The following is a 21,719-nucleotide window of genomic DNA, read 5'->3' as shown; positions in this document are numbered from 1 at the left end:
CGCTCCCCGCCGCTGCGGCGCCCGCGGACGCCCCGCCACGGCTACCTCCACCACCACCCGGGCCGCCGCCAGCACCCGGGCCGCCGCCAGCGCCGGGGCCGCCGCCAGCGCCGTCATCCGCGGGACGCGAGGGGGCACCGGCCCGGCCGGTCACCCCCGCTCCTCCCCGTGCCCCGGGCGAGCTCGTTCCACGGGGCGCACGGGAACCGGTGGGCTGCGGTGGCGTGCGACGCGGACCGGAACCGGGGCGGGACATGCCTCGACACTAGACGAGTACGCCCGATAAGCCCGTGGTGGTCATGGGACGCCCCACGGCCTCGGCGGTCAGGTCGTGACGAGCTCACGGGGGACGACGACGACGTCGACGAGCGCGCCGCGGCGCCACACCGTCACCTCCACCGGTCGGCCGATCGTGCCCTCCGTCAGCAGCCGCTGAAGATCCCCGGGCGTGACGACCGGCACGCCGCCCAGCGACAGCACGAGGTCGCCGGTGAACAGGCCGGCGCTGCCCGCCGGGCTGCCGACGACCACCTCGGCGAGGCGCACGCCGCGCCGCTGGCCGGTGCGCCGCTCGACCGCCGGCGGCAGCGGCACGGCCGCCCCGGCGACCCCGAGGTAGGCCCGCCGGACCCGGCCGTCGCGCATCAGTGCCGCGAGGATCGCTCTCGTCGTCTCGTTGACGGGAACGGCGAGCCCGAGGCCCACCCCGGCCACGGCCGTGTTCACGCCGACCACCCGGCCGTCGGCCGTGGCGAGCGCGCCGCCCGAGTTGCCGGGGTTGAGCGCCGCGTCAGTCTGGATGACCTCGTCGACCACCCGCGCCGCCGTACCCGCCCGGGTCGGCAGCGACCGACCCAGCGCGCTGACGACGCCCGCCGTCACGCTGCCGGTCAGCCCGAGCGGGTTACCGACCGCCACGACAAGCTGACCGACGCGCAGCCCCGCCGCGTCACCGAGCTCCGCCGCGGGCGGCGTGGAGCCGCGGGCGCGCAGAACGGCCAGGTCGGACAGCGGATCCGCGCCGACGACGTCGAACTCGCGCTCGGTGCCGTCGGCGAACTGCGCGAGCCCGGCCGTCACGGCGTCGGCGCCCTCGACGACGTGTGCCGAGGTGAGCAGGAACCCGTCGGCGGTGAACACCACCGCGGATCCGGCACCGGCGCCGCGCCGGGTGCGCACCCGCAGGCTGGCCACCGACGGCGTCAGCGCGGCGGCGACCCGGGTCACGACGGCCGAGTAGGCGTCCAGCGGGTCATCACGGTCATGGCTGGTGTGGCCGCCATGGTTCCCGTCGCTCATCCGACCTCCCGGAGCACACCCTGGCTTGCAGGGATTACACCGTTACAAGCGGGCGCCGACGGCAGTGATTCCCGCCCGTCCGGTCACAGTTCGATGCCGGCGAACTCGATGCCGGCCAACTCGATGCCGGCGAAGAAGTCCTGCTCGCGGCCATCGGCGCCGCCACCGGGGCCGCGGGTGCCCGCGGCCAGCACGAAGTGCTCGGCCCCCCAGGCCCGCTGGCCGATGCCGTCGGCGAGGGCGAAGAAGAAGCCGTCGACGGCCATCTGGGTCCGGTGCGACCGCATCGCGGCGATCTTGGCCTCGAAGAACTCGGGCGCGGAGATCTCGGTGGTGATGTCCGCGTCCTCCGTGAGCCGGACGACCATGTCGTCGACCGACTTCATGCCGGCGAACGGGTTGTTCGGGACGTCGGCGTCGCGGAAGTGCTCGAAGCCAGCGAGCGCCGCGGAGCGCGGCATGGCCGTCTCGTACCGCTTGGCGACCTGCCAGGGCGCGCCGGCGTCCGGAGCGAACGCCGGGTCGGCCGCGTCGGTGTACGCACGGGCGGTGACCTGGTGGGCGCGGATGTGGTCGGGATGACCGTAGGCGCCGAACGAGTCGTAACTGACGAGCACGTGCGGCCGGACGTCCCGGACGATGCGGACCAGCTCGGCGGTGGACTCGTCCAGGTCCGCCTGCCAGAAACTGCGGGGATGGTCGTTGGGCGGGGTGCCCATCATCCCACTGTCGCGGAAGCGGCCCGGACCGCCGAGGAAGCGCTGGTCGGTGAGGCCGAGGGCGGCACACGCGCCGGCGAGCTCGCCGATGCGGTAGCCGCCGAGCTGGTCGCCGAGATCGGCCCGCAGATTGACCAGCTCCGGCACGAGGACCTCGCCCTCCTCCCCCAACGTGCAGGTCACGAGGGTGACGGAGGTGTCGGGCGCGGCGGCGTAGGAGGCGAGCGCGATCCCGGTCGAGATGACCTCGTCGTCCGGGTGCGCGTGCACGACCATGAGCCGCCGCGCGGCCGGCGAACCGGCGGCGGTCGGCGGGGGCGGATTCGGCGGCGAGGCAGCAGACGTCACATTCGCGACCCTACGACCCGCCACCGACAATCCCCGGCGCCCGCGGCCGGCTGGAGATCAGGCGCGGCGGCGGGCCCGCAGCTTCTCGCGCTCGGCCGCGGTCAGCGCCACCTTGCGCAGCCGGACGAAGCCGGGCGTCACCTCGACGCACTCGTCCTCCCGGCAGAACTCCAGCGCCTGCTCGAGGGTGAGGGTGCGGTGCGGGGTGAGCCGGACCAGCTCGTCGCCGGTGGACGAGCGCATGTTGGTGAGCTTCTTCTCCTTGGTCGGGTTGACGTCCATGTCGTCCGCCCGGGAGTTCTCGCCGACGATCATGCCCTCGTAGACCTCGGTCGTCGGCGGGATGAACATCGTGCCGCGCTCCTGGAGGTTGAACAGCGCGTAGGCGGTGGCCGGGCCGCTGCGGTCGGCGACCATCGAGCCGGTCGCGCGGGTGCGCAGCTCGCCGAACCAGGGCTCGTAGCCCTCGAAGACGTGGTGCAGCAGGCCGGTGCCGCGGGTCTCGGTGAGGAACTCGGTGCGGAAACCGATCAGCCCGCGCGCCGGCACCAGGTACTCGAGGCGGATCCAGCCGGTGCCGTGGTTGATCATCTGCTCGACCCGGCCCTTGCGCAGCGCGAGGAGCTGGGTGAGCGTGCCGAGGAACTCCTCGGGCGCGTCGATCGTGAGGCGCTCGACCGGCTCGTGCACCTTGCCGTCGACGAGCCGGGTGACGACCTGCGGCTTGCCGACGGTGAGCTCGAACTCCTCGCGGCGCATCAGCTCGACGAGCACGGCGAGCTGCAGCTCACCGCGGCCCTGCACCTCCCAGGTGTCCGGCCGCTCGGTCGGCAGCACCCGGATCGACACGTTGCCGACGAGCTCGGCGTCGAGGCGGTTCTTCACCAGCCGGGCGGTGAGCTTCTTGCCGGACCTGCCGGCCAGCGGCGAGGTGTTGATGCCGATCGTCATGCTGATCGACGGCTCGTCGACCGTGATCACCGGCAGCGGGCGCGGGTCCTCCGCGTCGGCCAGCGTCTCGCCGATCGTGATGTCCGGGATGCCGGCGACGGCGATGATGTCGCCCGGCCCCGCCTCCTCGGCCGGCACCCGCTCCAGCGCCTGCGTCATCAGCATCTCGCTGATCTTGACCCGGGCCTGGGTGCCGTCGGCGCGGCACAACGTGGCCTGCTGACCCCGACGGATCGTGCCATTGTGCACCCGGCACAGCGCCAGACGGCCGAGGTAGGGCGACGCGTCGAGGTTCGTCACCAGCGCCTGCAGCGGCGCCTCCGGGTCGAACGACGGCGCCGGGATGGTGTCGAGCAGCAGGTCGAACAGCGGCTTGAGGTCGGGCGAGTCCGGGCTCGACCCGTCCGCCGGGCGGGTCGTGGAGGCGCGGCCGGCCTTCGCGTTGCAGTAGACGATCGGGAAGTCGATCTGGTCCTCGTCCGCGTCGAGGTCGAGGAACAGCTCGTACGCCTCGTCGACGACCTCGGCGATGCGCGCGTCCGAACGGTCGACCTTGTTGATGACGAGGACGACCGGCAGCCGCGCGGCCAGCGCCTTGCGCAGCACGAACCGGGTCTGTGGCAGCGGGCCCTCGCTCGCGTCGACGAGCAGCAGCACGCCATCGACCATCGACAGCCCGCGCTCGACCTCGCCACCGAAGTCGGCGTGGCCCGGCGTGTCGATGATGTTGATCGTGATGTCGCCGTAGCGGACCGCGGTGTTCTTCGCGAGGATCGTGATGCCCTTCTCGCGCTCCAGGTCCATCGAGTCCATCACCCGGTCGGTGAGCTCGGCGTGCTCCCCGAAGGCGCCGGACTGGCGCAGCATGGCATCGACGAGCGTGGTCTTGCCGTGGTCGACGTGGGCGATGATGGCCACGTTACGAAGATCGGCACGAGTGGACACGGTGAGGCGCTCCGGGGCGGACATGGGGCTCTCGACCCCGCAAGGACACAGACAAAGGACACCGGCAACGGCCAGTGGTCGGCGGCGCATGGGCGCGCGAACCACCCCCGCCGACGCAACACCGGCCGGCGGCGGACGGCCGTACCACAACCCATGGTACGGACCGTTCCGCCCGTCCGTGCCCGGCCCACCACCGACCACCTCGCCAGCTGAGACGGAGGTCTCAGCCAGCCGGCCAGCCGACCGTGTCGGAGCCGGCCAGCACCTGATGCAGCCGGTCGACCAGCGGGCCGTCCGCCGGCATCCACCGCACGTCGTACAGTTCGGCGACGCTCAGCCACCGCAGCTCGTCGTGGTCCACCATCCGAGGGACGCGACCGGTGATCCGACCGAACCAGACCCGCAGCACCCAGCCGGGCCGGGCCAGCTCCACCTCCCCGAGCACGGGCCCGACCTCGATCTCGACGTCGAGCTCCTCCCGGCACTCGCGGACCAGCGCGTCAAGCTCGGTCTCGCCCGGTTCGACCTTGCCCCCCGGGAACTCCCACATCCCCGCGTACGCCGGCGGCTCGCGCCGGCGGGCGGCGAGCACCCGGCGACGCTCGTCGAGCAGCGCCACGGCGACGACCAGCCGTCCCCTCCCCGGCGCCGGGTCCGGCCCCGCGGCGGGCCGCGCGACGGGCTGCGCGACGGGCTCGGGCTCGTTCGACGCGGGAGCGGCCACGGCCCCGGACGTTACGCTCCGCGCCGGTGGGGTGACCGGAGGGGGAAGGGCGCAGGCACCCTGACCGCTCACATCCGCATTCATGGTGCCGGACTCTCCCAGACTCCGGCCGTCCTGGGATCGGATGCCGGCGGTTCGGGTCGCATGGCCCGATCGGGCCATGCATCCCCGGCGCGTCAGCGCGCCGACCGCCCCGCGAACCGTTAGGCAACACACCGGAGTCATCACACCGGAGTCATCCCCGGCCGCGGGCGTCGGATCCCGCGGGCCCGGACGGAGGGAGCACACACCGATGCCGACCAAACTGGACACCGCCGAGGTCACGGACGCGCTGGCGGCGCTTCCCGGCTGGCTCGGCGACGCCGACCGGATCCAGCTGCGGATCATGGTCGACGGCGACGAGGCCGACGCCATCAGCGCCGAGGTGATGCGCACCGCCGACGAGATGGACCACCACCCCGTGATCGACCGCGGGCCCGGCACCGTCACCTTCACCGTCTGGACACACTCCGTAGGCGGCGTCACGAACCTCGACATCGAACTCGCCCGTCGTATCTCGGCCCTGCTGCGCGCCGCGGGGGTGTCCTACTGATCAACCTCCCCGGTGTGCAGTGCTGATCGACCCGACCTGGGGCATGATCACCTCTGACGGATCCGTCGTTTTCGGCCGGGTCCAGGGAGGTGAGCGCAAGCCGTGGGCGCACAGGCGGCGGCGGAGATCCGCGCCGGGGGCCGGTTCGGCCGGCTTCCCCCCGGCGCGGACCTCCCCCGCGCGGGCGCTCTGCGGATCACCCCACTACCGCCCAACTTCCGCTTATCATCGGTCACACTCAGTCACGCAGCCAGCGGGCTGGGGCCGTCCTGCTTCGATGTCGATCACGATGCCTGGCACCGCGTCCTCACCCTCCCCCACGCCGGCGCGCTGACCATCACCGTCCACGAGCCCGCGCCCGAGCCCGCGCCCGAGCCCGAGAGTCTGGCCGTCACCTGGGGACGAACACCGGGCGAGGAAGCGGACGCCGCCGCCATCCGCCGCCAGGTGCGGCACGCACTCGCCCTCGACGAGGACCTGTCCGGCCTGTACGCCGCCATCGCGGGCGAGACCGGCCTGGCCTGGATCGCCGAGGGCGGGCACGGCCGGCTGCTGCGGTCCCCGACCGTCTGGGAGGACCTCGTCCGCGCGCTCGCGGCGACGAACGCCTCGCTCGCCCGGACCCGCACGATGCTCGCCGAGCTCACCGACCGCTTCGGTGCCCGCGGCCCGGCCGGCGAACGCGCCTTCCCCGAGCCCGCCGCGGTGGCCCGCGCCGTCGCCGACGAGGGCCCCGAGATCCTGCGTGACCAGGCCGGCTGGGGCTACCGCGCCGGCCCGCTCGCGCTGCTCGCGCAGCGCGTCGACGCCGGCACCCTCGACGTCGAGTCCTGGCGCCCCAACGCCCCGCCCGCCTCGCCCGCCTCACTCGCCTCGCCTCGCCTGAGTGACGACGAGATCGCCGCGGCCATCCGCGCCCTGCCCGGCTTCGGACCGGTCAGTGCGGACCTGATGCTCGGCCTGCTCGGCCGCCCCCGCGGCCTCGCCCTGGACACCTGGGCGAGAGCACGCGTCGGCGAGGTGGCGGACCTGTCCGGCCCCGCCGACGACCGGACGATCCGCGCCCGTTACGCCCGCTTCGGCCCCTGGGCGGGCACGGTCTGCTGGTTGGAGATCACCAGAGGGTGGACGGAATGGTGAACCTCCCGTCCGCCTCCGGCGGGAACGGCACCACCGCCGTCACCGCCCCCGCGTCGATCGGCCCGTACAGATGCGGAAACAGCTCCCCACCCGCCGTCGCCGTTCCCCCTGCCCGGACGGCTCCCGCCAGGCCCGACGTTCCCGCGGGAACACTCTGCCTTGCTGAACCGGCCGCCCCAACCGCACCGGGCACCGCCGGTTCCTCCGATCCGGCCGGTCCCGCGGGACTGGACTGGCTCACTGCACCGGGCTGGCTCACGGCGGTGGCCGGCTCGGCGGGCGGCTCCCAGCGCAGCGGCGCGCTCAACCGTGCCGGGTCGACCACGACCAGGAGCAGGTCGTCCCGCCCCTGGTAGAACCGGTTGGCGGTGGCCACGACCTGCGCCGGCGTGGAGAAGTGGATGAACCCCTCGCTCCCGAGGCTCGCCGGCCGATACCCCGCCGCCCCCACCGACCACGCCGAACGCCCCACCAGATGGCAGATCACCCGCTCGTCCACGTCCTGACCGTCGCCAGCCTGCCCGTCGTCGCCCGCCACGGCCACCCGCCCTCCGAGACCTCGCCGACGCGGACCGACCGCCGCGCTCTCGGCCGTTGTACCCCGTGGCCGCCGAGCCTCGCCCGCACCTTCGTGACAGACCGCCCATCCGGGCGGATCACGGGCCAGCCGGTCAGACGTTGAGGCGAAAATCGACACGTCGCCGGTCGCTCAGGCGGCCGCCGCGGCCTCCCGGTAGGGACGAACCGCCACGAGGTCCGCGGCCAGCATCTCTCGGAACAGCTCGTCCACCCGCCGGGCGACGTGACCATCAAGCCATGTCCTGCCGCAGGACGGGCATTCGTCCACGGGGATGTCCGTCACCACCGCGACCCGACCGTCCCGCTGCACGACCTTCGGCTTCAGGCCGGGGCGAATCTCGCCGTTGCCGCACTCGTCGCAGCGCACTACCGCCTCCTCCGAAGATCGCCCGACCACTCCGCCGGGTACGGCTCGTAGACCGTAATCAGTGTCTCGCACCGCCGGCTCTCGGCAACGCCGACAACGACATGCAGCGGTCGAAGCCACTCGATCAGGAGGACGAGTTCGCGGACGACGAGCAGGCCGCTCGGCGCCTCCGCGATCACCTCGCCAACGCCGAGCAGGCGCTCGAACTCGGCCAGCGCGATGTCGATGAGCTGAAGTTTGTCGAACACGTGCTCGGTGTAGCGGTATTCGAACCGTCGGACGTACGGCCGGGAGACAGGTCGGTAGTGATCCCCGCCGTCGGGCATGGGGCCTCCGCCGCGCGAGATGAGGACACGGTCGTTTCAGACCGTAGGCAACGTCTGGGGCCGTGAGGCATCGACCACGTGGCCCAGGGGTTGGCCCCACGCTGTCGCGGGACCGATGGCTCAGACGTTGAAGCGGAACTCGACGACGTCGCCGTCGGCCATGACGTAGTCCTTGCCCTCCATGCGGACCCGGCCGGCGGCGCGGGCGGCGGTCATGGAGCCGGCGGACATCAGGTCGCCGTAGGAGACGATCTCGGCCTTGATGAAACCGCGCTGGAAGTCGGTGTGGATGGCGCCGGCGGCCTCGGGGGCGGTCGCGCCGGCCCTGATGGTCCAGGCGCGGGACTCCTTCGGGCCCGCGGTGAGGAACGTCTGCAGGCCGAGGGTATGGAAGCCGATGCGGGCGAGCTGGGCCAGGCCGCTCTCGCCCTGGCCGAGGGAGGCGAGCAGCTCGGCGGCGTCGGCGTCGGCGAGCTCGGCGAGTTCGGCCTCGACCTTGGCGCACAGGACGATCGCGTCGGCGGGCGCGACCGAGTCGACGAGCTCCTTGTGGCGGCCGGGGTCGGCGAGCACGTCCTCGTCGACGTTGAAGACGTACAGGAAGGGCTTCGCGGTGAGCAGGAACAGCTCGCGCAGCTCGGCGCGGTCGATCGAGGGCTCGGAGGAGATCGTGCGGCCGGCGTCGAGCACCTCGCGGGCCGCCTTCACCGCGGCGAGCAGGGGCTGCTTCGCCTTGTCGGCGCGGGCCTCCTTCTCCAGCTTCGGCAGGCGGGCGTCGAGGGTCTGCAGGTCGGCGAGGATGAGCTCGGTGTTGATCGTCTCGATGTCGGACGGCGGGTCGACCCTGCCCTCGACGTGGACGACGTCGGGATCGGAGAAGACGCGCACGACCTGGCAGACGGCGTCGGACTCGCGGATGTTGGCGAGGAACCGGTTACCCAGGCCCTGGCCCTCGGACGCGCCGCGCACGAGCCCGGCGATGTCGACGAAGCTGACCGTGGCCGGCACCACACGGGCGCTGTCGTACAGCTTCGCGAGCTCGTCGAGACGCGGGTCGGGGACGCCGACGACGCCGACGTTCGGCTCGATCGTCGCGAACGGGTAGTTCGCGGCGAGCACCTCATTGCGCGTCAGGGCGTTGAACAACGTGGACTTGCCGACGTTGGGCAGCCCGACGATACCGATCGACAAGCCCATGGCGGATCAGTCTACGGGCCGCCGGGCGCGGCCCGCCGCGGCCGCCGCGGAACTGTCGGTGGGGCGTGATTGCCTTGCGATGTGAACACGACCAGCGCGTTCCTGACCCTCGTCGGGCTGGCCCTCGGCGCCGTGGGCGGGTTCCTCGCCGCCCGCCGGCTGGCCGATCCGCGGCACGCGGCGCTGGCGGCCGCGCACGCCACCGTCCTGCGCGAGCGGGACGCCGCGCGGGCGGCCACCGAGGCCGCCACCGAGCGCGCCCAGCTGGCCGAGGCGGACGTGAAGGGCCTGCGCACCGCGCTGGACTACGAGCGGCGCGCCGCGGACGAGCGGGTCGCTCTGGTCGAACAGAGCCAGCAGCGGCTCACCGAGAGCTTCCAGGCGCTGTCCGCGCAGGCGCTGGAGGGGGCGAGCCGACAGCTGGTGGAGCTCGCGACCGCCCGGCTGGACGAGGCCGGTGCCCGCGCCCGCGGCGATCTCGACGCCCGCCGCGCCGCCGTGGAGTCGCTGGTCACCCCGCTGCGGGAGGCCCTCGGGCGGGTGGAGGGCCGGCTGCGCGAGCTGGAGACGGCCCGCACCGAGGCGTATGCGGGCCTCGTCGAGCAGGTCCGCTTCGCCCGGGAGGCGTCGGAGAACCTGCGGACGCAGACGGCGGCGCTGGTCACCGTGCTGCGGCGGCCGCAGGCGCGCGGCGCCTGGGGGGAGATGCAGCTGCGCCGGGTCGCCGAGGTCGCCGGCATGCTCAACCGCTGTGACTTCACCGAGCAGATGACGGTCGCCGGCGACGAGGGCCCGCTGCGGCCGGACATGGTGGTTCACCTCGCCGGCGGGCGCAACGTGGTGGTCGACGCGAAGGTGCCGCTCGCCGCCTTCCTCGACGCCGCCGAGAGCGCCGACGAGGAGTACCGCGCCGGACGGATGGCCGCCCACGCCCGTCACCTGCGGGCCCACGTCGACGGGCTGGCCGCCAAGTCCTACTGGCGGAGGCTGCCGTCGTCGCCGGAGTTCGTGGTGCTGTTCGTGCCGGCCGAGGCGTTCCTCGCCCCGGCGCTCGACCACGACCCCACGCTGCTGGAGCACGCCGCCGCCCGCAAGGTGATCATCGCGACGCCGACCACCCTGATCGCGATGCTGCGGACCATCGCGCACGCCTGGACGCAGGAGGCCCTGACCGCGCGCACGCAGGAGATCTTCGAGCTCGGCCGGGACCTCTACACCCGGCTCGGCACCCTCGGCGATCATCTCGACCGGCTCGGCCGTTCCCTCGGCCGCGCGGTCGGCGATTTCAACGCCACGGTCGGCTCGCTGGAGAGCAGGGTGCTCACCCCCGCACGCCGGCTGGCCGCCATGGAGGTCGTCGAGGCGCCTCTGCCGAGCCCCGGCCCGGTCGAGACGGGTGTGCGCCCGCTGTCGGCCGCGGAGCTGCTGGCCGGCATCCCGGCCGACCGGCCCGCGCCCCCGCCCGCCGCGCCGACTGGGGAGTCTCCGGCCGCCGAGCAAGACGATGTCGGGTATCGGACCTGACCAGCGACCGTCCCGGCAACGTTTGGAGGACATCGAGGGCAAACGGCCAGAAAGACGATGACGACCCCACGGAATGGAGCGATCCGGCCACCGAAAGTTCCGGTGCACAGGCGGAAGCGGCCGTCTGATGCATCGTCCTGACGCATTGGAAATCCGCGAGCGGTACCTTGCGTTCGTGAGTGTGCCGCCACATCGGCAGTCAGCCGGGCCGCAGGGAAGGTCCGCGCGCGCCGACAGGTTCGACGACCCGTATGTCCGCGGCTCACGCGGTCGCTCGTCGGCGCCGCCGCCCACGCTGTTCACAGGCAGCCGGCGAGGTCTTACCGCGCTCGGCACCGCCCTCGTCGTCCTGGTCATCGGCGGTCTCGGTGCCCTCATCGACTCGGTGGCGTTCGGCTCGCTGTCCTATGGCTTCGGGGTGCTGTTCATCGGCGGCTGCGTTCTGGTGGCGGTGCGGGTCCATACCGACGATCTGATCGGCGTCGTGATCATGCCGCCGCTCGTGTATGCGCTCATCACGATCGGCGTCGGCTACCTCGACCCGTCCACCGGCGACGGTAGTTCCGGGCTGAAGAACAAGGCGCTCGACATCGGATCCGAGATGATCCTGCACGCGCCGATCCTGCTGGCCGCCTTCCTGCTGGTGACCGCGATCGCACTGTTCCGCGGCCGGCGCGCCCAGATCGCCCGGCGGGAGCGGGCCCGCGCCCTCGCCCAGTCCGCCGGCGACCGCCGCCGACGCCCCGACCTGTAACTCTGCGATCTGTCCGTGCCGGCACCACGACGCGAGCACGGCACCACGACGCGAGCACGGCACCACGACGCGAGCACGGCACCCACGTGAGTCCCGTCACGACATCGGCTGCCGGTAAGGTCACGGATCGGTGACGCCGACACAAGGGGATGCCGTGAGAGGGATTTCCTCCTGGTGGAACCGCTGTCGCTGCGGCCACCACCGCGACGAGCACCGGCACTACCGCCGAGGCAACGACTGCGCCCGCTGCGACTGCCGGACATTCTCCCGCGTACGCCGCGACTCCGGCTCCGCCCCGGGCTCCGCGCCCTGATCCGACGGGCACCACCGGCCCATCATCCACGCCATTGGTGCACAACGCCCACACGGTCTTCGACCAACCCACACCGCGCGTTTTCCACCACGACTCGGCCGCGAAGAGTTCTGCTTTCTTAATTTGCCTAAGGATGACCTGCGGAGACAGTCGATCGGCGAGATAGGCACCACCGCCGCCTCCCCAGCCATTGCAGCCGCTCGTGCTACATTTCATGCCGCATCACGGCTCCATCCGGACGTACTTCCGCGCAATCATCCGATGCCGCGTCCGCCGTCGCGGCGATCGCAGGGAGGCCCGCTTGTCGTTCGCTCCGGACGCCCCGCCCGGCCCACGCCGCGCCGCCGTGCCCGGCCCGCGGTGATGCCCGGCCGGCCCTCGATCCGGCGCGGCCAGGTGATCCCGGTCCTGCGCTACCGCTCGCTCGACCCGCACACCTCCCGGGGCGCCCGGCGCCGGCCGATGCCGCTGGCCACGTTCGCGCGCCACTGTCGGCTGATCACGGCCTCCGGGCGGGTGCCGATGACGGTCTCCGGTCACGTCGCCACCGTCGGCACCGCGTCCGCCCCCGGGAATCCGGTCATCATCACGATTGACGACGGCGGCGCCGAAACAATGAGCGCCCTGCGCCAGCTGGCCGAGTCCGGGCTGACGGCCACCGTGTTCGTCACCAGTTCCCGAGTAGGTGATCCGGGCTATTTCCATCGGACGGACCTGCATAGGATCCGCGGTCTGGGAATCGAGATCGGCGGTTCCGGCCATACCGGTCGGCCGCTCAACGAGCTGGCCCGCCCGGACGTGATCGCGGAGCTCACCCTGTCGCGGCGACGGCTCGCGGTGGCCGTCGGCGACGAGCCGCGCACGTTCGCCTACCCGGGCGGCGGCTACGATCTGTCCGTCCGCCAGCTGGTGATCTCCGCCGGCTACAGCTCGGCGTGCGCGGTGCGCGACGTCCTGTCCCATCCCGACGACGACCGCTTCGCCCTGGCCAGGCTGACCGTGGAGGCGACGACGCCGGACAGCCGGCTCGTCGCCTGGCTGGACGGACTGGGCCAGCCGGGACCGCACCCGGTGCTGGCACGCGGGCGGGTCTTCCGGCCGCGCCGCACCTCACGCGAGGCCGGCCCGTTCCGCCCGCGCCTCGGCGGCGGCGACTCCGACAGTGCCGACATCGCCCCGGCGGCCGTGCCGGCCGCGGACGGCTCCGACCTCTCCTACGCGGCGGCGCCCCGCGCGGTCGGCGACAGCGGCACGGCGTCCCTCGGCGGGCTGGTCCGCAGCACCATGTCACCGAGCGGGCTGGTCACCCCCAGCCAGAACCGCTCGTTGCGGTAGTGGTGCAGCCGGTGCCCCCGCCACAGGCGCCGGTAGTACGCCGAGCGCGGCGCGACGCGGCTGTGGATGAGGAAGTGCGTCCAGTCGTAGGCGAGGACGCCGAGGCCCGCGCACAGCGCCCCGGTCGCCGCCCACGGCGGCGCGAGCAGCGCCGGGACGGCGAGGACGGCGGTGCCGCTGATCACCTCGCGCGGGCGCAGGAACATCGTGTCCAGGTCTTCCGGGTCGCGATGATGCTGCTCGTGGCCGTAGCCGGCGACCTGGTAGCCGAGGGCGCCGAGCCGGGTACCGGGCCGGGCGTGCAGCACCAGCCGGTGCACACCCCATTCGACGAACGGCTGCGCGACAGCGGCGGCCACGGCGACGCCGAGGTCCCGCCGGCGCCACGGCCCGCGGGCCATCCGCACAGCGCCGAGCAGGCCCACGCAGCCGACCAGCACCCGAGGCCGCGGATGACGCAGGAAGCGCCGGACGGCCGCCGGCAGCGTGCGGACCTCCGCCGCGCTGCCGTGCGGCCCCGGCCGGTCGAGGCGGGCGAACACCACCGACGGCCGCAGCGCGGTGACGGCGGGGCGCGGCGGCGAGCCGCCCAGCCGCGCCCCCCGATCGCCTCCCGCCGTGACCTCAGAACGGGACGGTGGAGTACGCCTGCAGCTTGGTCAGCTGGTGCTGGCTGTCCACGCGCCGGATGGTGCCCGACCGCGACCGCATGACCAGCGAGGACGTGTTGGCTCCACCCGGCCGGTACCGTACCCCGGCCAGCAGCTCGCCATCCGTGATTCCGGTCGCGACGAAGAAGACGTTGTCGCTGGCCACCAGGTCGCGGGTGGACAGCACCCGGGCGGGATCGTGGCCGAGCTCGACGACCTTGCGGCGCTCGGCGTCGTCCTTGGGCCACAGCCGACCCTGGATCACTCCGCCGAGGCAGGTGACCGCGCAGGCGGCGATGATCCCCTCCGGCGTGCCGCCGACCCCGAGCAGCAGGTCGACGCCGGTGCCCGAGGTCGCGGCCATCACCGCGCCGGCCACGTCGCCGTCGGAGATCAGCTTCACCCGGGCGCCGGCGGCGCGGATCTGCTCGACCAGCTCGGTGTGCCGGGGACGATCGAGGACGACCACGGTGACGTCGCGCGGGTGCACCGCCTTCGCCTTCGCGACCGCCCGCACGTTGTCCTCGACCGACGCCGTGATGTCCACCACGGCGGCCGCTTCGGGGCCGGTGACCAGCTTCTCCATGTAGAAGCAGGCGCTGGCGTCGTACATCGAGCCGCGCTCGCTGACCGCCATCACCGACACGGCGTTGTTCATGCCCTTGGAGGTCAGGGTCGTCCCGTCGACCGGATCGACGGCCACGTCACACTCCGGGCCCTCGCCCGAGCCGACCTGCTCGCCGTTGAACAGCATGGGGGCCTCGTCCTTCTCCCCCTCGCCGATGACGACGACGCCGCGCATCGACACGGTGCCGACGAGCCTGCGCATGGCGTCGACGGCGGCGCCGTCGGCGCCGTTCTTGTCACCGCGGCCGACCCAGCGCGCGGCGGCGAGCGCGGCGGCCTCGGTCACACGGACGAGTTCGAGAGCGAGGTTGCGGTCCGGGGCCTGCTCCTGCACGGCCAGCGTGTCGGGCACGGCCGAGTCGGGCCTGGCGGCGGAGGCATGGGGAGCGGAAGGCACGGCCGTGAGCCTAGTTCGGCCGCTGCCCGGGCGCCCGTGATACGAGCGGGGGTGACGTCCGCTACCCGCCTCAACGGTACCGCCGACAACCGGAGCGCGCGGACCGGATCGCACCTCCCGTCTGTCGTACGGGCGACACGAGGCAGGCCGAAAATTTCCGTGCAACCTTCCGCCCCACACACGCGTCCAACGCTTTGATCGGGTGGCCGTCACGCGGAGGGGGCGTGACGGCCGCCCGCGCTCGTACGGGCGGTTCCCACGGGTGGCGCGCGCCCAGCGACCCACCGTGGGCGAGATCCCGGCCACAGCCAGGCCGGATGGGGCCCGTCCAGCCGCTCCCGCGCCGCCGCCGGCCGGCGCTTACCTGGAAGATGGGGACGTGGCACAACGACAGCGACGCGGCCAGGAGACGGTCCGCGACATGGTGCTCTCCCTCGGCGCGGTGATGGCCGGCGTCCTCGTCTTCGTCATCTTCGTGATACCGCGCGGCAGCGACGAGCAGGCCATCAAGGTCGTCCCGACCGCCGAGCCGATGACGGCGTTCGCCCGGCAGACCCCCTACACCCCGCTCGCACCCGCCGGCCTGCCCGCCGATCTGTGGAAGGCGACCTCGGTGCGGATGACCGTGCCCGAGGGCGGCGCCGGCGACACCGTCGCCGAGGTGACCATCGGCTACGTCATCGACCGGCCCGGCAGCCGGACGTACGCCCGGCTGCGGGAGAGCAACGCGCCGGACGCGGTGCAGAAGCTGCTCGGCGACCGACCCGCCCGCGGGACCGTGGACGTCGACGGCGTCACGTGGCAGGCGCGCCCCGACTCCGCCGGCCATGTGGCGATCAGCCGCGCCGACGACGGCCTCACCGTGGTCATCGACGACGGTGGCGGCGGCCACGGCGGCGGCGCCGACCAGCCGGACCTGGTCACGCTCGCGCGGTCACTGCGCCCGGTCGAGGCCACCGGCGGCGGCTGACGTCCGCGCCTCGTACCCCGCCCCCGAGGGTTCTGACGGGAGATCACACCTCGACGCGCCACCTGGTGGCTGGGCGACCCGCGCCGTCGCCGGCATCGGCATCGGCGTCTCGACGCGAGACCTAGGCCGCGTGTCGAGGTGTGATCTCTCGGGCCGTCCTCGTGTGGACGCCGCCGCCCGCCTGCGGCGCCCCGACACCACCCATTCATGATCAATCTTGGTGTGGGTGGCGGCCGGAACGGCGAGGAGGCGGGGGACTTCCCGTGGAGGGGGAGTGGCCGCAGGGGAAGGCGGCGTGATGCCAATTTCCTGGCGTGTCGTGTCCGGTTTGTCCCTAGGTTTCTGACAGCGAACGCGGTGACGGTGTCAGAACGCTGTCAAGGACCGCCGGCCGTGAACGGCCTCGGACCGCTGACGCGACTGCCCGACACAAAGATCGCAACCCGAGGCACGGCCTAGCTAGTGCTGGGCGACCCCGGCGGCCACGGAAGGCGGCCGGGTCGGGTGGGAGACGTGCGGGCTGCGTGAACCGTCCAGCGCGGTGGCCGCCGGAATGAGGACGGCCATTCCCACGATGAGGCCGACCGCGCGCCGCAGGAGCGGGCGGCTGGCCCGGGCGCGCGACCAGGCGCCGGCGGCCGGACCCGGCCCCGACCGGTGGGAACGGGGGCCGGGGAACGCCGCGTCGGCGGCGGAGACCGCCTGCCGACTGAAGTGATCTCCGACGGCGGGACGTCGGGGGGACGGACGTGCGCCGGGCATGTGCTGGTACCTCCGAGCCGCCCGCGCCAGGCGGGCGGTCAGCCGAGCGGGGCCCACGCAACCGCGGACCGCCGCCAATCGGAAACGTCCTGCAGTGACCTTGTACTATGGGTCTCCACCAGGCCAACCCACTTCGACCACGATTGTCGCCCGATTGATATCACGTTGCGCTGGGCGAGGGTGGCATTGCCCCCTCCGAAGCACGTGCGTGCGAGGTGTCGGATCGGCTGCGCAATAGGCTGACGCGTGCTGTTCGAATTGTGCTCGCACCGCCTGCGCCGCGCCCTGCGCCCCGATGGGGCCACGGTTTCGGGTTGGCCGGGATTTGAGCAATAGAAGGCACCCGGAGGTGGCGATGTCCGAAGGCCCGTCGTCCAACGCCTCGACGCCCGGCGGTCCGACGCCCGGCGGTCCGGCGCCCGGCGGTCCGGCGGCCGGGGACCCGGCGTTCGATGGCCCCAGGCCGTCCGCGCCGAGCTATGAGGCGGCGCGGGCCGAGCTGGAGGATGTCGTGCACCGGCTGGAGGCCGGCGGGGTGTCGTTGGAGGAGTCACTCGCGCTGTGGGAGCGCGGCGAGGAGCTGGCCCGGGTCTGCCAGTCCCTGCTGGAGGGCGCCCGCACCCGGCTGACCGCCGCCGACCAGCCCGCCACCTGACGCGCGCGCCGGCGCGCGGCGGTTCAGTCCGCGACGGCCTCGGCGCGCAGCTGGCCGCCGGCCAGGCGCAGGGCGAGCCGCTCCCCCGGCCCGACCTGCCCGGGCGCGCGCACGACCGCGCCGTCGGACTCCCGCTGCACGACGGCGTACCCGCGGTCGAGCGTGGCGGCCGGCGACAGTGCCCGCATCCGTGCCCGGGTGGACACCAGGTCGCGCTCGGTGACGTCGAGCGCGTGGTGGACGCAGCGGCGGGACCGGGCCAGCAGCGCGGCGACGTCCTGCTCGCGGCGGTCCAGGTCGCGCCCCGGCGCGGCGAGGGCGGGCCGCCGGCGCAGGTCGGCGAGGTGGCGCTCCTCCCGGTCGAGCCGGTGCTCGACCGTGCGGCGAGCGCGGGCACGCAGCTGGGCGACGGCGGCCGACTGCTCGCCGACGTCCGGCACGATCCGCTTGGCGGCGTCCGTCGGTGTGGACGCGCGCACGTCGGCGACGAAGTCGAGCAGCGGCGCGTCCTGCTCGTGTCCGATGGCCGACACCACCGGGGTCCGCGCGGCCACCACGGCGCGTAGCAGCGCCTCGTCGGAGAACGGCAGCAGGTCCTCCAGCGAGCCGCCGCCGCGGGCGATGACGATCACCTCGACCTCGGCGATCCGGTCGAGCTCGGCCAACGCGTCGATCACCTGGGACACCGCCAGCGGCCCCTGGACGGCCACCTCCCGCAGCACGATCCGCACCGCCGGCCAGCGCCGCCGGGCGTTCTCAACGACGTCCCGCTCGGCGGCGCTGGCCCGCCCGGTGATCAGCCCGACGGCCGCCGGCAGGAACGGCGGGCGGCGCTTGCGGCCCGCCGCGAACAGGCCCTCGGCGGCGAGCGTCGCCCGCAACTGCTCCAGCCGGGCCAGCAACGCCCCCGCGCCGAGCGGGCGAATCTCCACCACCGCAAGGGAAAGCGTGCCCCGCCCCGGGTGAAACGACGGCTTCCCCCAGACGACCACCCGGGCACCGTCGACCAGCGCGGGGCCGACCGCCTCGCAGACCGCCCGGGGGCAGGTGACCCGCAGGGAGATGTCCGCGACGGGGTCCCGCAGGGTGAGGAAGACAGTGCCCATTCCGGGGCGGCGGACGAGCTGGGTCACCTGCCCCTCGACCCATACCCGGCCGAGTCGGTGGATCCAGTCCCCGACCGCGCGCGAGACCGTGCGCACCGGCAGGGGCTGTTCGGGAGTCGAGGTCAGGGCCATGCGGGGCACGGTAGCGGGGACCTGTGACCGGACCCGCGAGGTCCCGTCGACCGCCACCCCCGGACCGGATCGGACGTTGTCGCCATCGGGTGATGCATCGCCCGCGCCTCTTCCAGCCCGCCCCGCGCAGCGTAGACTGCCCAGCATGGGCCGGGTCCTTCTTGCCAAGCCGCGCGGCTACTGCGCCGGTGTCGATCGAGCTGTCGTGACCGTGGAGAAGGCGCTGGAGCTCTACGGCTCACCTGTCTACGTACGCAAGCAGATTGTGCACAACCTTCACGTCGTGACGACGCTGGAGGCCAAGGGTGCCATCTTCGTCGACGAGACCGATGAGGTGCCCGAGGGTGCCACGGTCGTCTTCTCCGCGCACGGCGTCGCGCCGACCGTGCACGAGGAGGCCTCAGCGCGCCAGCTGCGCACCATCGATGCCACCTGTCCACTCGTCAGCAAAGTGCACTCCGAGGCGCGTCGGTTCGCCCGTGAGGACTACGACATCCTGCTCATCGGCCACGAGGGCCACGAGGAGGTCGTCGGCACCACCGGGCAGGCGCCCGACCGCATCCACCTGGTCGACGGTCCCGAGGACGCCGCCGGGGTCAACGTGCGCGACCCGGAGCGGGTCGCCTTCCTCTCCCAGACGACGCTGTCCGTCGACGAGACGATGACCACCGTGCACGCCCTGCGCGAGCGCTTCCCGCACCTGCAGGGCCCGCCGAACTCGGACATCTGCTACGCGACGCAGAACCGCCAGGTCGCCGTCAAGGAGATCGCCGAGAAGGTCGACCTGCTCATCGTCGTCGGCTCGCGCAACTCGTCGAACTCGGTCCGCCTCGTCGAGGTCGCCCTCGACGCCGGCGTCCCCGCCTCCTACCTCGTCGACGACTCCACCGAGGTCGACGCGGGCTGGCTCGACGGCGTCGAGACCGTCGGCGTCACCTCCGGCGCGTCGGTTCCCGAGGAGCTCGTCACCGGCGTCATGGCCTGGCTCGCCGAGCGCGGCTTCGCCGACGTCGAGGAGGTCACCTCCGCCGAGGAGCACCTCCTGTTCGCTCTCCCCCCGGAGCTCCGCCGCGACCTGCGCGCCCACGAGCGCGAGACCGCCGCCTCCTGACCGAGGCACCCGTACCTGGCCCGGCCTCCGGGCTCCATCCCGACGCCGCGACGCCTCCCGCGTCGCGGCGTCGCCGTTTTCTCCCGCGCCCACCGCGGTGACCGTCCGTGCCCGGCCAGCCGACGACGGTCGAAGGGCCGCCCCGGCGGGAAGGACTGTGAGAGCGCCCATGGCCCGGATCGGAACGGGCGCCGTCCGCCGAACATGTCCTAGGGTCGCCCCTGGGGCCGGCGTCCGCGCGGCCTTCCGCCGGAGGGTGGGCGCCGGCGTGCAGACCAGCTGGCCGCTGCCAGCCGGGGCGTCGGCCGCGGCCGCGTCGCCGGCTGCCGGCGGGAGTCGATGATGACGGAACTTCGGGAGAACGGGCGCATGAGCGAGCAGGAATACCGCATCGAGCACGACAGCATGGGCGACGTCCGGGTACCGGCGTCGGCCCGGTGGCGGGCCCAGACGCAGCGGGCGGTGGAGAACTTCCCCGTCTCCGGCCAGCGCATCTCCCGCGCGCACATCCAGGCGCTCGCGCGGATCAAGGCGGCCGCGGCGACCGTGAACGCCAAGCTCGGCGTGCTCGACGCCGACATCGCCGAGGCGATCTCCGATGCCGCCGCCGACGTCGCCCGGGGTGACTGGGACGAGCACTTCCCGCTCGACGTCTTCCAGACGGGCAGCGGCACGTCGTCGAACATGAACACCAACGAGGTGCTCGCGTCACTGGCCTCCGAGCGGCTCGGCCGGCCGGTGCACCCGAACGACCACGTCAACGCGTCGCAGTCGTCGAACGACGTGTTCCCGTCGTCGATCCACGTCGCCGCCACCCAGGGCATCGTCCAGGAGCTGATCCCGGCGCTGGAGCACCTGGCGGCGTCGCTGGGCCGCAAGGAGGCCGAGTTCGCTGACGTGGTGAAGTCGGGTCGCACGCACCTGATGGACGCCACCCCGGTGACCCTCGGGCAGGAGTTCGGCGGGTACGCGGCGGCGGTCCGGCTCGGCGTCGAGCGCCTGAACGTGGCGCTGCCCCGGGTCGGGGAGCTGCCCCTTGGTGGCACCGCGGTCGGCACCGGGATCAACACGCCGCCCGGCTTCTCCGCCGCCGTCATCGCGGAGCTGGCGGCGAGCACCGGCCTGCCGCTGACCGAGGCCCGCAACCACTTCGAGGCGCAGGCGTCGCGGGACGGGCTCGTCGAGGCGTCCGGCGTGCTGCGGGTCATCGCACTGTCGCTCTACAAGATCGCGAACGACCTGCGCTGGGCCTCGTCCGGGCCGCGGGCGGGGCTCGGCGAGATCCACCTGCCCGACCTGCAGCCGGGCTCGTCGATCATGCCCGGCAAGGTCAACCCGGTGATCCCGGAGGCGGTCTGCCAGGTCGTCGCGCAGGTCGTCGGGAACGACGCGGCCGTCGCGTTCGGCGGTTCGGCGGGCAACTTCGAGCTCAACGTCATGCTGCCGGTGATCGCCCGCAACCTGCTGGAGTCGATCCACATCCTGTCGACGATCAGCCGCCTGCTCGCCGACAAGTGTGTCGACGGGATCAGGGCCAACGTCGAGAGGTGCCGGCGGTACGCCGAGTCGTCGCCGTCCATCGTCACCCCGCTCAACAAGTACATCGGGTACGAGGAGGCGGCGAAGGTGGCGAAGCTGTCGCTCGCCGAGGAGAAGACGATCCGCGAGGTCGTGCTCGAGCGCGGCTACATCGAGGCCGGCAAGCTCACCGAGGCCCAGCTCGACGCCGCCCTCGACGTGCTCTCGATGACGCACCCGTAACCACCGTAACCAGCATGAGAGGCGGGCTCCGGGCCCACGGGGGCCCGGAGTCACGCGCGGCGATGCCTACGGGCCGGCCCCGGAGTGACGCCACTCCGGGGCCGGCGCCCGACCGTGGCCGCCGCCAGGGCCGTCATCGGCTCCCGCGCACCGCCCGTGACGCGTGGGCGGGCGTCCGTCCCGGCAGCGATGACCCGCTGGGCGCGGCCACGGCGGGGACCGTGGAAGACCCCCCAGACAGCCTCCACGATCCCCGCGCCCTGTCTAACGAGACAGCGACGCGTGCGTTACGGGTACCCGGGCACCATCTCGCCGAACGACCGGATGGCGGGGCTGGGCGGCCGGACCGGCGGCCGGCACGGAGGCGACCGCGTCGGGCGCAACGGCACATCCTGGTTATCACGGACGGAATCCGTGCCATCTACGCCGCGTGAT

Annotated in this window: 20 protein-coding genes and 1 pseudogene; 9 read left to right on the top strand and 12 right to left on the bottom strand. The window is 73.2% G+C overall.

Annotated features, from left to right (window positions below; translation table 11 throughout):
* Window positions 1-324: 324 nt before the first annotated feature.
* The 4 genes from C1A33_RS06760 to C1A33_RS06745 all read right to left on the bottom strand — a co-directional run bounded on the left by C1A33_RS06760 (window position 325) and on the right by C1A33_RS06745 (window position 4,893).
* Complete coding sequence (locus tag C1A33_RS06760; protein WP_101830651.1) at window positions 325-1,299, bottom strand: S1C family serine protease; 975 nt, start codon at window positions 1,297-1,299, stop codon at window positions 325-327.
* Window positions 1,300-1,382: 83 nt separating this feature from the next.
* Window positions 1,383-2,294: an N-acetyl-1-D-myo-inositol-2-amino-2-deoxy-alpha-D-glucopyranoside deacetylase gene (mshB, locus tag C1A33_RS06755; protein WP_101830650.1), complete on the bottom strand. Its 912-nt coding sequence runs from the start codon at window positions 2,292-2,294 to the stop codon at window positions 1,383-1,385.
* Window positions 2,295-2,423: 129 nt separating this feature from the next.
* On the bottom strand, window positions 2,424-4,262 hold the full coding sequence (gene typA, locus C1A33_RS06750; protein ID WP_101830668.1) for a translational GTPase TypA: 1,839 nt from the start codon (window positions 4,260-4,262) through the stop codon (window positions 2,424-2,426).
* 223 nt (window positions 4,263-4,485) lie between these two features.
* On the bottom strand, window positions 4,486-4,893 hold the full coding sequence (locus C1A33_RS06745; RefSeq protein WP_243407265.1) for a (deoxy)nucleoside triphosphate pyrophosphohydrolase: 408 nt from the start codon (window positions 4,891-4,893) through the stop codon (window positions 4,486-4,488).
* A 385-nt stretch (window positions 4,894-5,278) separates the two neighbouring features.
* Here C1A33_RS06745 and C1A33_RS06740 point away from each other — a divergent pair, with 385 nt between their 5' ends.
* Complete coding sequence (locus tag C1A33_RS06740) at window positions 5,279-5,578, top strand: 4a-hydroxytetrahydrobiopterin dehydratase (protein WP_101830649.1); 300 nt, start codon at window positions 5,279-5,281, stop codon at window positions 5,576-5,578.
* A 102-nt stretch (window positions 5,579-5,680) separates the two neighbouring features.
* Window positions 5,681-6,718: a DNA-3-methyladenine glycosylase family protein gene (locus C1A33_RS06735; protein WP_101830648.1), complete on the top strand. Its 1,038-nt coding sequence runs from the start codon at window positions 5,681-5,683 to the stop codon at window positions 6,716-6,718.
* On the opposite strand, the gene C1A33_RS06730 is transcribed toward C1A33_RS06735, so the two are convergent.
* The 4 genes from C1A33_RS06730 to ychF form a co-directional block, all read right to left on the bottom strand.
* Window positions 6,693-7,262 carry a DUF952 domain-containing protein gene (locus C1A33_RS06730; protein WP_243407263.1) on the bottom strand — a complete coding sequence of 190 codons (570 nt, stop codon included), beginning with the start codon at window positions 7,260-7,262 and terminating at the stop codon, window positions 6,693-6,695. The genes C1A33_RS06735 and C1A33_RS06730 overlap by 26 nt on opposite strands.
* A gap of 165 nt (window positions 7,263-7,427) precedes the next feature.
* Entirely contained in the window at window positions 7,428-7,664 is a 237-nt protein-coding gene (locus tag C1A33_RS34635) for a YgiT-type zinc finger protein (protein WP_165818258.1), read from the bottom strand.
* Window positions 7,664-7,990 (bottom strand): DUF4258 domain-containing protein, encoded by a 327-nt coding sequence (locus C1A33_RS34630; RefSeq protein ID WP_165818257.1) that lies wholly within the window; start codon window positions 7,988-7,990, stop codon window positions 7,664-7,666. The genes C1A33_RS34635 and C1A33_RS34630 overlap by 1 nt, the downstream gene beginning before the upstream one ends.
* 120 nt (window positions 7,991-8,110) lie before the next feature.
* Window positions 8,111-9,187: a redox-regulated ATPase YchF gene (gene ychF / locus C1A33_RS06720; RefSeq protein WP_101830647.1), complete on the bottom strand. Its 1,077-nt coding sequence runs from the start codon at window positions 9,185-9,187 to the stop codon at window positions 8,111-8,113.
* A gap of 81 nt (window positions 9,188-9,268) precedes the next feature.
* Here ychF and C1A33_RS06715 point away from each other — a divergent pair, with 81 nt between their 5' ends.
* The 3 genes and pseudogenes from C1A33_RS06715 to C1A33_RS37680 form a co-directional block, all read left to right on the top strand.
* On the top strand, window positions 9,269-10,711 hold the full coding sequence (locus tag C1A33_RS06715) for a DNA recombination protein RmuC (RefSeq protein ID WP_101830646.1): 1,443 nt from the start codon (window positions 9,269-9,271) through the stop codon (window positions 10,709-10,711).
* Window positions 10,712-10,838: 127 nt separating this feature from the next.
* Complete coding sequence (locus C1A33_RS06710) at window positions 10,839-11,465, top strand: DUF6542 domain-containing protein (protein ID WP_207770190.1); 627 nt, start codon at window positions 10,839-10,841, stop codon at window positions 11,463-11,465.
* 574 nt (window positions 11,466-12,039) lie between these two features.
* Window positions 12,040-12,648, top strand: a pseudogene (locus C1A33_RS37680) (polysaccharide deacetylase family protein); the annotation flags it as partial.
* A gap of 344 nt (window positions 12,649-12,992) precedes the next feature.
* Here the strand turns inward: C1A33_RS37680 and C1A33_RS06700 are convergent.
* Window positions 12,993-13,658: a sterol desaturase family protein gene (locus C1A33_RS06700; RefSeq protein WP_243407262.1), complete on the bottom strand. Its 666-nt coding sequence runs from the start codon at window positions 13,656-13,658 to the stop codon at window positions 12,993-12,995.
* Window positions 13,659-13,737: 79 nt separating this feature from the next.
* Entirely contained in the window at window positions 13,738-14,724 is a 987-nt protein-coding gene (gene glpX / locus C1A33_RS06695; protein WP_101830663.1) for a class II fructose-bisphosphatase, read from the bottom strand.
* Between the two features lie 442 nt (window positions 14,725-15,166).
* Between glpX and C1A33_RS06690 the strand changes: the two genes are divergently transcribed.
* A complete protein-coding gene (locus C1A33_RS06690) occupies window positions 15,167-15,757 on the top strand; it encodes a DUF4245 domain-containing protein (protein ID WP_101830644.1) in 591 nt (196 codons plus the stop codon).
* A 459-nt stretch (window positions 15,758-16,216) separates the two neighbouring features.
* On the opposite strand, the gene C1A33_RS06685 is transcribed toward C1A33_RS06690, so the two are convergent.
* On the bottom strand, window positions 16,217-16,519 hold the full coding sequence (locus C1A33_RS06685) for a hypothetical protein (protein ID WP_101830643.1): 303 nt from the start codon (window positions 16,517-16,519) through the stop codon (window positions 16,217-16,219).
* A gap of 355 nt (window positions 16,520-16,874) precedes the next feature.
* Between C1A33_RS06685 and C1A33_RS06680 the strand changes: the two genes are divergently transcribed.
* On the top strand, window positions 16,875-17,174 hold the full coding sequence (locus C1A33_RS06680) for an exodeoxyribonuclease VII small subunit (RefSeq protein WP_101830662.1): 300 nt from the start codon (window positions 16,875-16,877) through the stop codon (window positions 17,172-17,174).
* A gap of 23 nt (window positions 17,175-17,197) precedes the next feature.
* Here the strand turns inward: C1A33_RS06680 and xseA are convergent, their stop codons facing one another.
* On the bottom strand, window positions 17,198-18,412 hold the full coding sequence (gene xseA / locus C1A33_RS06675) for an exodeoxyribonuclease VII large subunit (protein WP_101830661.1): 1,215 nt from the start codon (window positions 18,410-18,412) through the stop codon (window positions 17,198-17,200).
* 145 nt (window positions 18,413-18,557) lie between these two features.
* Between xseA and C1A33_RS06670 the strand changes: the two genes are divergently transcribed.
* Together C1A33_RS06670 and C1A33_RS06665 are read left to right on the top strand one after the other, a co-directional pair.
* Window positions 18,558-19,523: a 4-hydroxy-3-methylbut-2-enyl diphosphate reductase gene (locus C1A33_RS06670; RefSeq protein ID WP_101830642.1), complete on the top strand. Its 966-nt coding sequence runs from the start codon at window positions 18,558-18,560 to the stop codon at window positions 19,521-19,523.
* 369 nt (window positions 19,524-19,892) lie between these two features.
* The gene (locus tag C1A33_RS06665; RefSeq protein WP_101830641.1) at window positions 19,893-21,284 is read left to right on the top strand and encodes a class II fumarate hydratase; all 1,392 of its coding nucleotides are present in this window, start codon (window positions 19,893-19,895) and stop codon (window positions 21,282-21,284) included.
* Window positions 21,285-21,719 lie beyond the last annotated feature (435 nt).

Source organism: Frankia canadensis, assembly GCF_900197875.1.
Lineage (GTDB): Bacteria > Actinomycetota > Actinomycetes > Frankiales > Frankiaceae > Frankia > Frankia canadensis.
Note: the sequence above shows the minus strand (reverse complement) of the source record. Positions and strands in the feature narration are given on the sequence as shown.